Source organism: Streptomyces sp. B93, assembly GCF_018070565.1.
Lineage (GTDB): Bacteria > Actinomycetota > Actinomycetes > Streptomycetales > Streptomycetaceae > Streptomyces.
In genome coordinates, this window is the sequence record NZ_JAGPXL010000025.1 from 43,729 (window position 1) to 59,738 (window position 16,010).

A 16,010-nucleotide genomic window follows, 5' to 3' on the forward strand; every position below is an offset into this window, starting at 1 on the left:
CCATGAACACCTCCACCATCGCCCCGGGCCGCACCGTGACCCGGATCGGCAGCAAGGCCGCACTCGGCCCCACCGCCACCTCCGACGACAGCGCCATGCTCTTCGCCCCGCAGGACCCACGGCTGACGGACCCGTTCCTGCTCGCGGGCGAGGAACACTTCTCGGCTCCCGGCTTCGAGTGGCACCCGCACCGCGGCATGGAGACGGTGACCACCGTGCTGAACGGTGTGCTGGAGCACGGCGACAGCAACGGCAACTCCGGGCTGCTCCAGGCTGGTGACGTGCAGTGGATGACCGCGGGCCGCGGCATCATCCACCGCGAACTGGCCTACCGGGACGAGCACGCGCACATCGTCCAGCTCTGGCTCAACCTGCCCGCGGACCGCAAGCTCACCGAGAGCCGCTACCAGGACCTGACCGTGGCGGCCCGGCCACGGGTGGTCAAGCCCGGCGCCGTGCTCGACGTGGTCTCCGGCACCGTCGAAGGAGTCACCGGCCCCGCCCTCAACCATGTGGAGGTACAGGCCGTCACGGTGACCCTGGAGCCCACGGCGACCCTCACCTACACCCTGCCCGCCGCGCACCGCGCCCTCGTCCTCGTCGTCTCCGGCCGCGCGACGGTCGCCGGACGCGAACTCACCGCCGGACAGACCGCCTGGTCCGACCCGCTGGCCGACCCGGCGGGCGACAGCGTCCTGCTGCTCGGCGCGCCGGACGGCGACGACACCACCCAGCTGATGATCTACAGCGCCACTCCCCTCGGCGAGCCCGTCGCCTTCGGCGGTCCCTTCGTGATGAACCGCCAGGAGGAGATCGAACAGGCCTACTCCGACTTCCGCACCGGCGGTTTCGGTGAGGTGCCCCGCCTGGCCCGGATCGCGTACGACCGCTGAACCCGCCCCACATCTCTCAGAGAGGACCCCCCTCATGCGCATTCGCGCGGCAGTAGCCGAATCGGAGAACGCACCGCTCGCCGTCGAGGAACTCGAACTCGACGAGCCGCGGGCCGACGAGATCCTGGTCAGAATGGTGGCCACCGGTATCTGCCAGACCGACGCCCACGCCTGGCACCAGCGCATCCCGTCCCCGCTCCCCCTCGTGCTCGGCCATGAGGGCGCCGGGGTCGTGGAACGCGTCGGCCCGGCCGTCACCGGCCTGGAGCCCGGCGACCACGTCGTCCTGTCCTTCCAGGCATGCGGAGAGTGCGACCAGTGCCTGAGCGGCCACCCGGCCTACTGCGACAAGGCGTTCCCCGCCAACTTCGCGGGCGCCCGGCTCGACGGCAGCGAGGGTGTGCACCGCACCGACGACGCGGCCGAGGAGACCGAGGAGGTGCACGGCCACTTCTTCGGCCAGTCCTCCTTCGCCACCCACGCCCTGACCACCCAGCGCAACACCGTCAAGGTCGACAAGGACGTCCCGCTGGAGATGCTGGCTCCGCTCGGCTGCGGTCTCCAGACCGGCGCCGGGTCCGTGCTGAACACCTTCGACGTGCCGACCGGCGGGTCCGTGGCCGTCTTCGGTGTCGGTGCGGTCGGCTTCGGCGCCCTGATGGCCGCCCGGGTGGCGGGCGCGTCGACGATCATCGCGGTGGACGTCAACCCGTGGCGCCTCGCGCTGGCCGAGGAACTGGGCGCGACCCACACCATCGACGCCACCGGCACCGACGTGGCCGCGGCGATCCGGGACATCACCGGCTCCGGTGTCGGCTACGTCCTGGACACCACCGGCCGCGCCGAGATGATCACCCAGGCGGTGGCCTCCCTGGCTCCGATGGGCCAGGTCGGCCTGGTGGCCGGTGCCGCGCCCGACGCCGCGGTGCCCCCGGCCGAACTCGCGCTCGGCAAGTCGGTGCGCGGCATCGTCCAGGGCGACGCCGTGCCCCAGCTGTTCATCCCCAAGCTCGTCGAGCTGTACCGGTCGGGGCGGTTCCCGATCGACCGGCTGGTGCGGTTCTACGACTTCGACGACATCAACACGGCGTTCGCCGACGCGGCCAGCGGCGATGTCGTCAAGCCGGTCCTGCGCATCGCGGACACCGACGCCGAGTGACGAAAGGGCCGCCGGGCACGACGACCGCGCCCGGCGGCCCTACCGGCCCGGCCCCACGAACCACCTCATCCCCGAACACGCAACACCTCATCCAGAAACCAGAAAGCGGATACAGCAGACATGCGAACCATCGACCACGTCTACATCGACGGGCAGTTCGTCATCCCCCACGGCACCGAACTCGCCCCCCTGTACAACCCGGCGACCGAGGAGATCATCGGCCAGGTCCGGCTCGCCGACGAGACGGACGCGCACGCGGCCATCGCCGCCGCCAAGCGCGCCTTCGCGACCTTCTCGCGGACCAGCAAGGAGGAGCGCATCGCCCTGCTGCACCGGCTCAGCGCCTCGTTCACCGAGCGCCTGGACGACCTCAAGGCGGCCATGACCGAGGAGTACGGCGCCGTACGCGGCATCGTCGACGGCCTCATCCCGCTGGCGCCCGGCATGTTCGACGCGGCCGCCAAGCTGCTGGAGAACTACGAGTTCACCCGGACCCAGGGCACCAACACCATCGTCATGGAACCGCTCGGTGTCGCCGCGGTGATCACCCCCTGGAACCTCAACATCGTCTTCATCGCCCAGAAGCTCGCCAGCGCCATCGCCGCCGGTACCACCGTCGTCGTCAAGCCCAGCGAGATCAGCGCGATCCAGACGCAGGTGCTGACCGAGGCCATCGACGCGGCGGACCTCCCGCCCGGCGTGGTCAACATCGTCACCGGGCGCGGCAACGTCGTCGGGAACGTGCTGACCTCGCACCCCGACATCGCCAAGGTCGGGTTCACCGGGTCGACCGCGGTCGGCCAGCAGATCATGCGCAACGCCGCCGAGACGTTCAAGCGCCTCACACTGGAACTCGGCGGCAAGGGTCCGAGCATCCTGCTGGACGACGCCGACCTCTCCTCGGCCGTCCCCGCGGCGCTCGCCTCCGGGTTCCTCAACAACGGTCAGACCTGCTTCGCCGGGACGCGGATCCTCGCGCCCCGCGACCGGCTGGACGAGGTCGTCGAGGCCATCGAGAAGGCCATGCCCGCCTTCCAGGTGGGCGACCCGACGGACCCGGCGACGGGCGTCGGGCCGGTCGTCAGCCAGCAGCAGTTCGACCGGGTGCAGCACTACATCCGGCTCGGCCTGGAGGAGGGCGCCAAGCTCCTCACGGGCGGTCCGGGCAGGCCGGAGGGCCTGGAGAAGGGCTGGTACGTCAAGCCCACCATCTTCACCGGGGTCACCAACGAGATGCGGGTCGCCCGTGAGGAGATCTTCGGGCCGGTGCTCGTCGTCATCCCCTTCGACGACGACGATGAGGCGGTCAGCATCGCCAACGACACGCCCTACGGGTTGCAGGCGCAGGTCTTCTCCAGTGACACCGAGCGGGCGCGCGGTGTGGCCCGGCAGGTGCAGGCGGGCACGGTCCTGATCAACCGGATCTTCGCCGACGAGGAGGCACCGTTCGGCGGCATCAAGCAGTCCGGCATCGGCCGCGAGCACCACACCTACGGGCTGGAGGCGTACCTGGAGCCGCGAGCCATCTCCGAGTGACCACCACCTGAATCCCAAGAGGGGCCCTGGACGAATGAGTCCAGGGCCCCTCTGCCGGTTTCCGCCACGGCGTGGCCGACCTCACCGCGTCGTGGCGGCGCCGCGTCCCGGTACGCGGGTGGCGGCCACCAGCGCGGCGACACCCGCGACGCCCAGGACCGCGAACCCGACGGTGTACCCGGTCTCCGTCGGGAGTCCGCCGCCGACCGGGGTGTGCGCGCTGACGATGGCGCTCATGACGGCGACGCCGAGCGAGCCGCCGATGGTGCGGACGTTGGCGGTGACACCGTTCGCCACTCCCGTCTGGTCGGGGCGTACGGCGGCGACGATTACGTTCGCCATGGTGGAGAACGCCGTGCCGAGCGCGATGCCGAGCAGGGCCAGCGCCAGCGGGATCTGCCACTGCCGGTCATGCTGGAGGGCGAGCATGGCGACGGCGGTGGCGTTCAGCGCGGAGGCCGTGACGAGCACCGTCCTGGGACCGAACCGCCGGGCCAGACGCGCCGAGGCGAGACCGGCGAAGAACATCGTCACGGTCATCGGCAGGAGCAGCAGTCCGGACCGGGTGACGCTGGCGCCGAAGCCGTAGCCCGCCTCGGGCGGGGCCTGGACGAAGCCGGGCAGGAACACCATGACGGCGAACAGGCCGACGCCGAAGAGGAGGGAGACGAGGTTCGTCGTCCAGACCGCGGTGATGCGCATCATCCGCATGTCCACCAGGGGCCGGTCGGAGCGGCGCTCCGTCACCACCCAGGCGACGGCGAGCACGACGGCGGCGGCCAGCGAGAGGATCACCCGCGGGGAGGTCCAGCCCCACCGGGACGCCTGTGCCAGCGGCACGAGCAGGGCCGTCAGCCAGGCGGCCATCAGCGCGGTGGCGAGCCAGCTGATGGGGCCCTTGCTGCGGGACGGTGAGGGCGGTACGACGACGCGTGCCGCCACCGCGGCGACGGCGATCAGGATGGCCGGCGCCCAGAACAGGGACCGCACGCCGAGCGCGTCGGTCAGTGGTCCGGCGACGACGATCCCCACTCCCCCGCCCACCGCCGCGAGGGCCGCGGCGGTGCCGATGGCGCCCGGAGCGCGCTCGCGGGGCAGTTCGTCGCGGATGATGCCGAACGCCAGGGGGAGGACGCCGCCGCCGACGCCCTGGACCACCCGGCCGACGATCATGAGTTCGATGCCCGGTGCCAGGGCGGAGACCGCCGCCCCGGCGGCGAGCGCGACGAGGGACGCCACCAGCACCCGGTCCTTGCCGTACCGGTCGCCGAGGCGGCCGAGGAGAGGGGTGCTGATTGACGCCGACAGCAGGAAGGCGGTCATGACCCAGGCGATGAGGTCCTGGGTGGTGTCCAGTTCGGTGCGCAGGACCGGCAGTACGGGGCTGATCAGCGACTGGAGCAGGGCGAAGGCGAAGACGGAGAGGAGGACGACGCCGAGGACGAGCGTCGGGTGCGCGGTACGGGTTCTTGCGTGCGAAGCCATGGAAGGGCCTGGTTCGTGATGAGCCCGGGTGGGCTGGGCGGAGAAACGACCGCGGCTCGTGCCCGCGTGATGCGGGGCACGAGCCGCGGTCGGTGTGTTCGATGTGTTCGGCGTGTTCGGTGTGTTGGGTCAGGCTCTGGGACCGGAGGCGTCAGGCGATGTAGAAGTCGCCGCCGTTGCCTTCCTTCTGGTAGCCGAAGTGGGTGCGCTCGGTACGGAAGGTCTCCGCGACCGTCCAGGCGTGGTACTTGGTGAAGACGGTGGCACCGGCCAGCCGCTCGGGCCAGGTCTGGCCGTTGGACGTGACCTTGGTGAGCGTCTTCTCCGTGGCGTAGTTGGCGATCGAGTTGATCCAGTTCTCCGCGCCGACCATCTGGTACTCACGGCCCAGGCCGACCACGAAGCCCTGCAACGCCTCCGCGTTGCTCATCTCCCGCAGGGCCTCCTCGGCGTAGAACAGCAGGTCGTGCCAGTACTCGCGCACGATCTCCACGTCCTCGCGGGTGCCCCAGCGGGAGATGTGACCGCCGATGAGGGCCTTGAAGTCGTAGGACAGGATGTCGTCGTGGGCCTGGTAGAACCCGCTGATGTTCTCCGAGACGTCGGCGTGCATGAAGGTCACCGAGCCGGGGCTGACGATGTCCACCTTGGTGAGGACCTTCTGGTCCGGGCCGTAGATGTAGATGTTGCCCGGGCAGTGGTCGGCGCCCTTGTAGGACAGCTCCAGCTTGGTGCCGCCGACCTCCAGGGTGGCGTCCGTCCTGAACGTCTCGGTGGGCAGCGGGCGGTACTTGTCCGGGAAGCGCGCCAGCAGCTCCCGGGTGATCTCATGGGCGACGATCTTCACGTCGGGGCCGAACTGGGACGCCGCGCCGATGTGGTCGGAGTGCCAGTGGCTGTAGATCAGGTGGGTGACCGGCTCCTTCGTCACCGAGCGGATCGCCGACTGCATGTTCTCGCCGAGTCCGGGCGGGGCGTCGATCACGATCACACCGCTGCCGGTGACGACGAAGCCGCCGTCGTAACCGGCGGGGCTGGTGACCCAGTAGAAGTTGCCGCCGTCGCCGACGTTCTCCAGGTGGTAGCCCTTCTCGTAGAACGACGGGTCGTTCAGGTACTCGGGCATGAAGTGCTGCGGTGAGGGGATGTGCTCGTCGGCCTGGGCCTTCGGGAAGCCCCACTTGGTCGCGTAGAAGTCGCCGTACTTGTTGGACATGACGTGGGTTCTCCTGCGAATGCATTGTTGAGTGGATCGTTTGCTCCACAATCGTGCGTCCGAACCAATCGTCTTGTCAACAGACTATCTCCTGAATCACAGATCATCTTGTGCGGCTGCCGACGGGCGGGCATGACGACGTGTGGCGAGGAAACATGTCGTTTCCTCGCCACACGGGTCGGGGTGGTGCTCAGAGCAGTTGATCGATGGTGAACGGCAGCGCCCGCAGCCGGCGGCCGGTGGCGTGGTGGATCGCGTTGCCGATGGCCGCCGCGACACCGACGAGTCCCACCTCGCCGACTCCCTTGGTACCGACCGCGGTCGCCCGGTCCGGCCCGCCGCAGAAGATGACCTCCATGTCCGGGACATCCGCGTTGACGGGCATCAGATAGTCACCGAACGTCGCGTTCGCGATCCGCCCGGTCCCCGCGTCCGTCGCCGTCTCCTCGAACATCGCCTGACTGATCCCACCGACCGTGCCACCGATGATCTGACTCGTGGCCGTCTTCTCGTTCAGAATCCGGCCACCGTCGATCGCCGAGACGACACGCGCCACCCGCAACAACCCCAACCCTGGGTCGATGCGGACCTCCACGAACTTCGCCCCGAAGGCGCCGGAGGTGGCCATGCCGATCTCCTCGGCCTGCGGAGGTGTGCTCCGGCCGTCGGCACTCAGTTCCTCCAGGCCATGGCGGGCCAGGATGTCGGTGTACGACTCCCCCTGCTCGGGAGAGCCGACACGGTGGATGCGGCCGTCGGTGACGGTGACGTCCTCGGGAGCGGCGCCCCGCAGCGGCGAGGCCTCGTCGTCGCGTACGACGTCCAGGAACTCCCGTACCAAGTTGCGGCAGGCGGTGTGGACGGCGTTGGCCAGCGCGCCGGTCAGCCCCGACCCACCGGCCTGCGGCGAGTACGGCATGTCCGAGTCACCCAGATCGAACCGCACCCGGCCCACATCAAGTCCCAGCAACTCCGCCGCGAGCTGTGTCATCACCGTGTACGTGCCCGTACCGATGTCCGTCGCCGCGCTGCGCACATACGCCGAACCGTCCCGCCGCAGCGACGCCCGCGCCTGACACGGCACCTGGTAGAACGGATACGACACCCCGGCCATCCCATAGCCGACCAGCCAGCGCCCCTCCCGCATCGACCCGACCTCCGGGTTCCGCCGCGACCAGCCGAACCGCTCCGCACCCTCGCTGTAACACTCCCGCAGCGCCTTGCTCGACCACGGCAGACCCAGCAGCGGATGCTCCTCCGCGTAGTTGCGCAGCCGGAACTCCAACGGATCCATCCCGATCGCGTACGCCGCCTCGTCGATCGCACACTCCAACGCGAAGTTCCCCTGCCCCTCCGCCGGAGCCCGCATCGAACCCGGACACGGAATGTTCAGCCGGGCCTGACGATCCTGCGTCAGCACGTTCGGACAGGCGTAGGCCACCGCCGAACCGAACGACACCGGCTCGTAGTCGTCGTCCTCCATCGCCACCGACGACATCCCGTAGTGCTCGATCGCGACCAGATCACCGTCCCGCGTCGCACCGATCTTGATCTGCTGCACACTGTTCGGCCGATGGCCGACCGAGGTGAACATCTGCGGCCGGGTCAGCACCAGCTTCACGGGGTGCTTGACCTCACGGGCCGCGAGCGCGGTCAGGATGACATGGGACCAGACACGGAGGCCAGCGCCGAAGCCGCCGCCCACGAACGGGGCGAGGACCCGGACGCCGCTCTCCGGCACCTGGAAGACCATCGCGAGGGTGGTGCGTACGTTGTGCGGCCACTGCGTGGAGTCATGCACCGTCAGCGCGTCACCGTGCCACGAGGCGATCGTCGCCATCAGGCCGAGCGGGTTGTTGGTGTTGTCAGGGGTCGTGTACGTCCCCTCCACGACCACGTCCGCCCGCGCGAACCCCGCCGCGACATCCCCGCGCTGGGTGTCCAGTCCCCACGGGTTCTCCACGATCTGCGCCCGCGGATCGTCCACGTCGAGCACGGCCTCGGCCGGGTCGTACTCCACCCGCACCAGGGACGCCGCGTGGCGGGCCTGCTCCGGGGTGTCGGCGACCACGATGGCGATGTGCTGCCCGTAGTGCAGGATCCGGTCGTCCTGCATCGGGGCGGGCGGGGACGGCCCGAGCAGGGTCATCGGGCCGCGCTCCAGCTGGGGTGCGGTGAGATGGGTGATCACGGTGAGCACACCCGGGGCCGACTGTGCCTCGGAGGCGTCGATGCTGCGGATGCGTCCGGCGGCGATGGTGCTGCCGACCAGGGCGGCGTGCACCATGCCGGGGTAGCTGAAGTCGTTGGGGTAGTGGGCCGTGCCGGTGACCTTCAGGGGGGCGTCGACGCGGTTCAGGCCCTCACCGACGACCCTGCGAGTCTCCAGTGTGGTCATGACTGGGCTCCTGCGACGGTCTCGAGGGTGCGCACCAGCGTGCGCTTGGCCAGCTCCACCTTGAACGCGGTCCCCGGCAGCGGCCTGGCACCCTCCAGGGCCGCCTCCGCCGCCGCGCGGAAGTTGCCCGCGTTGGCCTCGGCGCCGTTGAGCACCTGTTCGGCGCCCCAGGCCCGCCACGGGATGGTACCGACGCCGCCGAGGGCGATACGGGCCTCCCGGATGACACCGCCGTCCATGTCCAGGGCGACTCCGGCCGAGGCGAGGGCGAACTCGTAGGAGACGCGGTCGCGCACCTTCATGTAGTGCGACCTGGTCCCCTCGGGCAGCAGCGGGATCTCCACCTCGGTGATCAGTTCGCCGTGGTGGAGCACGTTCTCGATGTGGGGTGTGGTGCCCGGCGGCAGATAGAACTGGGTCAGTGGGATCTGGCGCGGGCCGTCCTGTCCCTGGACGTGCACGATCGCGTCGAGGGCGGCCAGCGGGACGGCGACGTCCGAGGCGTGCAGGGCGATGCAGTGGTCGCTGGTGCCCAGGATGGCGTGCATCCGCTGGATGCCGTTGATGGCGGCGCAGCCCGAGCCGGGTTCACGCTTGTTGCACGCGGCGACGGTCGGGTCACGGAAGTAGCGGCAGCGGGCCCGCTGGAGCAGGTTGCCGCCGATGGTCGCCATGTTCCGCAGCTGCGTCGAGGCACCCAGCAGCAGGGCCTCCCGGACGAACGGGAGCCGCTGCCGGAGCGGCTCGTCCGCCGCCATTTCCTCCATCGTTGTCAGCGCGCCGACGTGTGCCGCAGACCCGGTGTGCATGATGCCGCGCAGCGGCAGCCGGGTGATGTCGACCAGCCGCTCGGGCTCCAGGACACCGTCCTTCATCAGGTCCAGCTGGGTGGTGCCGCCCGCGAGGAACGACGCTCCCGGGTCGGCGGACACCAGGGCGACCGCCTGCTCGGTGTCGCCGAGCCGCATGTACTCAAAGGGATGCATCGTGCCCCTCCGTCACCACTTCGCGGATCGCCGCGCGGATATTCGGGTAAGCGCCACAGCGGCAGATATTTCCGCTCATGAACTCGCAGACGTCGGCTTCCGTATCGGCCCGGCCCTCGGCGATCAGCGACACCGCGGACATGATCTGTCCCGGGGTGCAGTAACCGCATTGGAACGCGTCATGGCGGGCGAAGGCGTCCTGCATCGGATGCAACTCCCCGTTGTCGGCGAGCCCCTCCACGGTGGTGATCTCGCGGCCCTCGTACTGAGCGGCGAGCCCAAGACACGACACCACGCGCTTACCGTCGACGAGGACCGTACAGGCACCGCATGCGCCCTGGTCACAGCCCTTCTTCGCCCCGGTGAGCCCGAGGTGGTCACGGAGGGCGTCGAGGAGGGTCACCCGTGCGTCGAACCGCATGCGATAGGTGTCGCCATTGATGTTCAGCGTGACGTCGACGCTCGGGGTTTCGGGCGTTTCCTCGCTGGGGCGCGCCGAGATCTCGACATGCTTCATTGCGCCTCGATTCGATAGGTTTCGGGCCCATGCTCAGAGCATGGGAACAATTCACCACCCGGCGGTCTGCTCGATGCTAGCGCTGCGTTCGGGAGCCCGCATTTCGCGGGGAATTCCCCGCCGACGGACTCCCGACAGCGCGCTGTTCGCCGTTCTTCGGTGAAGTGACCCTTTCGATCGGGCGGTTCATGACCCCCGTGGGGTCACACCATGAGGGTGACCGGCTCCTCGATGCCGAGGAGGGTCTTGCCGTACGCCTCCAGTCCGACGGCCGGGACGAGACCGGCGTGGCGGGCCGCGACGTTGGCGTCGCGCCAGATCCGCTGGAGGGGGTTGGCGTCGGCGAAGGCGCCCGCGCCGTGCACGTTCAGCAAGGTGGTGATGGCCGCGAGGACCTGCTGGGCGGCCAGGCCCGCCTGTGCCCTGACCTGGGTGCGGGCGGCGTAGTCCAGGGAGCTGGAGCCGTGGTCCACCAGGTCCACGGCGTCGTAGACGTGCAGCCGGGCCGTGCGCAGGGCCAGCGCCGCCTCAGCGATCTGGGTCTGTACGCCGACGGACTCCGCCTGCCTGCCGTGCACGGTGAAGGACAGCGGCTTGTGCCGGGCCGCCTCCGTCACCGTGTCGAGGGCCGCCCTGCCGAGGCCGAGCAGCGGCCCGGTGAGGCAGAGCAGCAGCATGGAGCCGAACACCGACGAATACAGGGGCTCGTCCGCACGGAACGTGCGCGGGTACGTGCCCTGGGCGGCCGCCGGGACCGACAGCACCCGGTGCTCGGGGACGAAGACGTCCCGGGCGATCAGGGTGTTGCTGGCGGTTCCCTTCATGCCCGCCGTGTGCCAGGTGTCCTCGATGACCAGCTCTGAGGCGGGGACCAGCACCAGCGCCTGGTCCACGACGGCGCCGGTGTCGTCCTTGAGCAGGGCGCCCACGGCGGCCCAGGTAGCGTGCGGGGCGCCCGAGTTGTAGGACCACTTCCCGGAGACGGTGAAGCCGCCGGGCACCGCGCAGCCGACGCCGGTGGGCGCGGCCACGCCGGTGACCCTGGCGTCGGGGTCGGCTCCGAAGACCTCTTCCTGTGCCTTGTCGGGGAAGAGGCTCGCCAGCCAGTTGGTCACCGAGATGATCATCGCGGTCCAGGCGGTCGAGCCGTCCGCCTCGCCGAGCACCTCGGAGACCTCCGTCAGGGTGCGCAGGTCGGTCTCGTATCCGCCGTAGCGCCTCGGCGTCAGCAGCCGGAAGACACCCGCGGCGGTGAGTTCGTCCACTATCTCCCGCGGTACGACGCGATCGGCCTCGGTGCGCTCGGCGTGCGCCCGCAACAGGGGCTGGAGGGCACGGGCCCGCTCGACGAGGTCCGTCCTCGGCCGGTCCGTGGACGGCACGCCGCTCGTGCCCTCGCGCTCGCTGTCGCTGGTGGTGGTCACCACGTTCTCCTATGCGGATGGGGGGTATTCACCACCGAGACTAATCCATCCATCGGACAGTCTGTCCAACAGATTGTCCGCTCAGCGCACTCCGAACGCCCTGTCGATGCGCTGTTCGACGCTGTTGCCTCCCGCGTCCCGTGCCGTGGCCCGCAGGGTGACGAAGCGTGCCGAGCGCGGGGCGTCGAGCCGGGTGCGCCAGCTGTCGCCGGCGCGCTTGAGGGTGGCGCGGTGCCAGGTGGCGCCGTCGTCGTAGGAGAACTCCAGGCCCGCCGTGCGGATGGCGGCCGTGTCGACCGACCGGGAGAGGTGCGAGGGGGTCAGGGTGAGGTCGGCGTGGCGGCTCGCCCGGCTGTCCGGGTCGAGGGTGACGTCGTAGTCGAGTTGGATCAGCGGCAGTTGGTCCGCCGCCTCCGCCGTGCCGCCGGTGCCGGAGGTGAAGCCCCACTCGGTCCTGGTGGCGGTGGAGTAGGGCGCGGGCCACTCCGCGTCCCGGGTGTTCTCCGAGACCAGGCGGTACGGCAGCCGCTCGCGCCGCAGTCCCGACACCGCCATCCACAGCTGGTAGCGGTTCGCCTCCTGTACGAGGGTGTCGCCCTGGTAGAGCTTGAGGACGTTGCTCACGTGGAAGTTGCCGTAGGTGTCCCCCACGTGGTCGGTGCCCGAGTCGCCCCAGCCGGGGACCAGGACGGCCATCTCGTCGCCGTACCGGCGGGCTCCGATGCCGTCCGCGAGGCGGGGCCGCTGGACGGGGCCGAAGAAGCCGGCCGTGTGGACGGTGCCGGGCCGGTAGGTGACCGGGCTGCCGGTCTGCCCCTGCTCCCGGGCGATCATGGCGGTGTCCGTCCACTCCTCCCCGGCGGTCACCCAGTCCGTGCGCTCTCCGATCGCGGGGGCGGACGACGGGTTCATCCCGGCGGGTCCGGTCAGCGAGACGTCGCCCCGGTAGTGCATCGCGCGGCCGGGGCGGAAGTTGCGGAAGGACACGTCGACCCTGGCCAGTTCGTGCGGGGCCGGGCGGTGGGTGAGGTCGGCCGGGACCGTGTCGCGGTAGTCGCGGGTCAGGTCGTAGACGTACTCGGTGACGGGCCGGGAGGTGACATCGAGCCGGACCCGGTTCTCACTGGTCAGCCGTCCGATCAGGGCCTCTCCCTCGTCGCGGGTGAGGGTGGCCACCGGCAGCGGTGCTGGGGCGGCCAGCGACCAGGGCGAGTCGTTCCACGGTTCCAGCCGTCCGGTGCCGTCGTGGACCACCAGCAGCAGCGCCGCTCCGGCGGCGGACGCGGCCGCCGCCTGCTGCTCGACGGATACGGCGCCGTCGCGGCGCACCACGGCCGCCTTCCCGCGGGCGCGCAGCCGGGTGTAGGCGTCCGCGCCGCCGTCACCGGCGAACACGGCGTCCAGTCGGTGGTTGCCCCGGGGCAGTGGCCGGGCTCCGACGTGGGCGCGCAGATCGTCGTAGGCGCGTCCGGCCGAGCCGATGGTCAGCGCGGGCTGGCTGAGCCGCCAGCGGGTGCCGAACCCGAACTCGCCCTCCGTGACCTTCTCGCCGGTGGGCAGCGTCCATACGCTGTCGTAGGTCTCCATGGGCCACCGTGAGGAAGCCGACCAGTCGTCGGCCGCGAAGCCGCGGTGGACGTCGAAGCGGGAGCCGTCCGGTGTGCTCGGCTTCGGTGTGACGGCGGAGATCCGGCGGGCCCGGGTCGCGTCGAAGGTGGCGGTGCGGTCCTCGGTCAGGTCGATGTCGGTCAGTGTCAGCAGGGCGAGGCCGAGCGAGTGCGGCCCGTTCGCGCCCTCCACCTCGGCGTCCAGCCAGGCGGTGTAGCGGCCCGGCGGCAGCCGCAGGTCCAGGGTGCCCGAGTCGTCGATGCGGACCGGCTGCCAGAAGTGCCTGGCGGTCAGGATGACCGTGCCGCCGATGGGGCGGCCGCCGCGGTCGTTGGCCTTGAGGGTGAGCCGGTGGCGTTCGCCCTCGCGTCCGGCACCGGCGACGGTGCGGGCCCGGATCGTGCCGGAGTCGTCGGTGGCGGTGACGGCACCGGCCGTCATGCGGTCCTGGGGCGCGTGATCGAGGTGCGTGGTGAGGGTCACCGTGGCGGTGCCGTGGGCTGGGACGGTGACCCGGTCGGCGGAGAGGGTGAACAAGTCCGTGGGGCCGTCGGGGAGGTCCACCGCGAGGTCGAGAGCGACGGGGGTGTCGGCCCTGTTGGTGTACGTGATCCGCCGGTCGGTGGTGGCGCCGGGCGCCGTCGGCCACGACGGGTAACCGAAGTCCACGCTGCCGGTGGCGAACAGGGTCGCGGTCGAGGCCGCGGCGATGTCGAGGCGTCCGGCGCCCGCTTCGAACGGCCCGTGGTCGGGCGTCGGCTTCGCCTGGCTGACCAGGGCGCTCTTGAGCTGGGCCCCGGTCCAGTCCGGGTGCTCGGCGGCCAGCAGGGCGGCGGCTCCGGAGGCGTGCGGGGCGGCCATCGACGTACCGCTGAGTGCCTGGTACGGGCCCTCGCCCTCCGGGGCGTGCTGGGAGCGGGCGGCCAGGACACCGACGCCGGGCGCGGTGAGGTCCGGTTTCACCGCGCCGTCGCCGAGGCGCGGGCCCCGGCCGGAGAAGTCGGCGAGCCGGTCACCGCCGTCGACCGCGCCCACGGTCAGCGCGGCGTCGGCGGCCCCGGGGGCGCCGACCGAGTACGGCAGGGGGCCCGAGTTGCCCGCGGCCACGGTGAACAGCGCGCCGGTCTCGGCGCTGAGTTCGTCGACGGCGAGGCTCAACGGGTCGGTCCCGTCGGTGGGTTCACCGCCCAAGCTGAGGTTGATGACCTTGGCGCCCTGCTCGCGGGCGGCCCACTCCATCCCGGCGACGATCCAGGAGTCCTGTCCGTAGCCCTGGTCGGAGAGGACCTTGCCGATGTGCAGCCGGGCGTCGGGGGCGACGCCACGTTCCCGGCCGTCGGAGGCGGCGCCGCTTCCGGCGACGATGGAGGCGACGTGGGTGCCGTGGCCGTTGCGGTCGGTCACCTCCTCCTCGGGGACGAAGCTGCGGCGGGCGGCGATCCGCCCGGTGAGGTCGGGGTGCTCGGTGTCCACGCCGGTGTCGAGGACGGCGACGTCGACGCCCTCGCCGGTGTTGCCGGAGTCCCACACGCCCGGTGCGCCGATCTGGGCGGTGGTGTCGGCGAGGGTGGCCCGCACCCTGCCGTCCAGCCACACCTTCGCGATGCCGCCCCGCAACCGCGCGGGCGCGTCCGGGTCCTGGGCGCGGCCGTCGGGGTCGGTGCCGGTGGCCGCCGACCAGAAGTCGGGCGACCGTTCGGCCGTCAGCGCGGCGCCCTGGATGCTGTCGAGGGCGCGGACCTTCCGGGTGCCCTCCGGCACGGGCAGGCTGCGCGCGCGGGCGGCGGCGTCGGTGTAGGTGACGATCAGGGGGAGGCGGTCGCGGTCGGTGTCGCTGTAGCCGTCGGCGAGCAGCCGGGTGACGTTGAACAGTTCGTGGTCGACCAGTCCGGCGGCCACGTAGGGCAGCGCCCGGTGCGGGTAGACGTAGGTGTCGTCGCCGTCGCGGCGGGTCTCGTGGCCGGTCAGGAGTCCGTCGGGGCCGTGCACGGACACCTGGGTGCCGCCGTCGGCCGTAGCCGTCGCGGTGACGCGGTCGCCGGTGACCAGGGTGACGGTCCGGGCGGCGGCCGGAGCGGCGGACAGGGCGGAGGCGGAGGACAGGGCGGAGGCGGGGGCGGTCGCCGGGGGCGGGCCGTCCGCTGGGGAGGCCGGGCCCGACGGCACGGCGAGCACCAGGGCCGCGGCGCACAGCGCCGTCAATGGGCGGCGCCCGCGGAGGGGTTGGAAGGACACAGACAACCTCGGGGTAGTACCGGGCAGGTCGCCGAGGATTATCGGCACCGTTCGCGGGCCCTGGCCGCTCCCTGAGGTGGCGCGGTTGTGCCACGTCGCCAAGTGGACACGCGCGGGTGCGCCGGTCCCTGTCGTGCTTGGCACATGTCCCATGTGCGTCACCCGGCACCGATGACACCGCATCCGGACTCACGGATTCTGTCCGTCACATGAACAGTGTGAAGCGCGTAGAGGAAGGCCAGGACGGATGAGACGTATCCGCCTATGGGTGGCGACGGCGGTGGGGGCCGCACTGACCGGTGTGATCACACCGATCGGCCGCACCGACACACTCCCGACCAGTGTGACCGTCGCCCCCGACCCGGCCGGTGCCGTCACGGTCCGGCTGATCACCGGGGACCGGGTGACGGTCACCACCGACGCCACGGGCGAGCGGACCGTGGACATCCGGCCCGGCGCCGGACGCACCAAGGTGCTGTTCCGGACCGTCGAGGAGCGGGGTCGGCTGTCGGTGATCCCCTCGGACGCCGCCCCCGGACGGACCGCCCGCCCC

10 protein-coding genes are annotated in these 16,010 nt (G+C 71.0%); 3 read left to right on the top strand and 7 right to left on the bottom strand.

The features are described 5' to 3' along the window. Positions 1–2: 2 nt before the first annotated feature. The 3 genes from KBY47_RS22810 to KBY47_RS22820 all read left to right on the top strand — a co-directional run bounded on the left by KBY47_RS22810 (position 3) and on the right by KBY47_RS22820 (position 3,588). Positions 3–893 (top strand): pirin family protein, encoded by an 891-nt coding sequence (locus KBY47_RS22810; RefSeq protein WP_210923634.1) that lies wholly within the window; start codon positions 3–5, stop codon positions 891–893. Positions 894–927: 34 nt separating this feature from the next. Further along, the gene (locus KBY47_RS22815) at positions 928–2,052 is read left to right on the top strand and encodes an NAD(P)-dependent alcohol dehydrogenase (RefSeq protein WP_210923636.1); all 1,125 of its coding nucleotides are present in this window, start codon (positions 928–930) and stop codon (positions 2,050–2,052) included. Between the two features lie 120 nt (positions 2,053–2,172). After that, complete coding sequence (locus KBY47_RS22820) at positions 2,173–3,588, top strand: aldehyde dehydrogenase family protein (RefSeq protein WP_210923639.1); 1,416 nt, start codon at positions 2,173–2,175, stop codon at positions 3,586–3,588. An 81-nt stretch (positions 3,589–3,669) separates the two neighbouring features. Here KBY47_RS22820 and KBY47_RS22825 read toward each other — a convergent pair whose 3' ends face one another. The 7 genes from KBY47_RS22825 to KBY47_RS22855 form a co-directional block, all read right to left on the bottom strand. Further along, a complete protein-coding gene (locus tag KBY47_RS22825; protein WP_210923641.1) occupies positions 3,670–5,073 on the bottom strand; it encodes an MFS transporter in 1,404 nt (467 codons plus the stop codon). Between the two features lie 151 nt (positions 5,074–5,224). Continuing rightward, positions 5,225–6,289 (bottom strand): MBL fold metallo-hydrolase, encoded by a 1,065-nt coding sequence (locus tag KBY47_RS22830; protein WP_210923643.1) that lies wholly within the window; start codon positions 6,287–6,289, stop codon positions 5,225–5,227. A 190-nt stretch (positions 6,290–6,479) separates the two neighbouring features. After that, positions 6,480–8,576, bottom strand: a complete 2,097-nt coding sequence (locus KBY47_RS22835) for a xanthine dehydrogenase family protein molybdopterin-binding subunit (protein WP_374103096.1) — start codon at positions 8,574–8,576, stop codon at positions 6,480–6,482. 107 nt (positions 8,577–8,683) lie between these two features. Further along, positions 8,684–9,673 (bottom strand): xanthine dehydrogenase family protein subunit M, encoded by a 990-nt coding sequence (locus KBY47_RS22840; RefSeq protein ID WP_210923647.1) that lies wholly within the window; start codon positions 9,671–9,673, stop codon positions 8,684–8,686. Further along, positions 9,660–10,190: a (2Fe-2S)-binding protein gene (locus tag KBY47_RS22845; protein ID WP_210923649.1), complete on the bottom strand. Its 531-nt coding sequence runs from the start codon at positions 10,188–10,190 to the stop codon at positions 9,660–9,662. Before KBY47_RS22845 ends, KBY47_RS22840 begins: the two co-directional genes overlap by 14 nt. 203 nt (positions 10,191–10,393) lie before the next feature. After that, the gene (locus KBY47_RS22850; RefSeq protein WP_308405239.1) at positions 10,394–11,614 is read right to left on the bottom strand and encodes an acyl-CoA dehydrogenase family protein; all 1,221 of its coding nucleotides are present in this window, start codon (positions 11,612–11,614) and stop codon (positions 10,394–10,396) included. A gap of 81 nt (positions 11,615–11,695) precedes the next feature. Continuing rightward, the gene (locus tag KBY47_RS22855) at positions 11,696–15,457 is read right to left on the bottom strand and encodes a S8 family serine peptidase (protein WP_308405240.1); all 3,762 of its coding nucleotides are present in this window, start codon (positions 15,455–15,457) and stop codon (positions 11,696–11,698) included. Positions 15,458–16,010: the final 553 nt, after the last annotated feature.